The sequence below is a fragment of the Xanthobacter autotrophicus genome (assembly GCF_030015065.1).
In the GTDB taxonomy this organism is placed as follows: domain Bacteria; phylum Pseudomonadota; class Alphaproteobacteria; order Rhizobiales; family Xanthobacteraceae; genus Xanthobacter; species Xanthobacter autotrophicus_D.
The window spans coordinates 1-272 of sequence record NZ_JAIVFN010000591.1 but is presented as its reverse complement, the minus strand read 5'-3'; the positions used below and the strand labels follow the sequence as shown (position 1 = coordinate 272).

Below are 272 nucleotides of genomic sequence, written 5' to 3'. Positions count from 1 at the left end.
CGGCACGCTGAATGTCCAGAGCGGCGGATCGGTGACCGGCGCCAACGTCTATATTGGCAACACCACCGGGTCGACGGGGACAGCCACGATCACCGGCACGGGATCGCAACTGACTTCCACCACAAACCTGATCGTCGGCTTGTCCGGCACCGGGTCGCTGACGGTTCAGAACGGCGGCAACGTCGGCAGCAGCAACGTTATCTATGTCGGCAACAACAATGGATCGAGCGGCACGCTGAATGTCCAGAGCGGCGGATCGGTGACCGGCGCCA

The 272-nt window shown here is 62.9% G+C and carries 1 protein-coding gene; it reads left to right on the top strand.

The window, feature by feature from the left end:
- The coding region (locus tag K9U40_RS24995; RefSeq protein WP_282892653.1) for a hypothetical protein at positions 1–272 on the top strand (272 nt) is incomplete at both ends.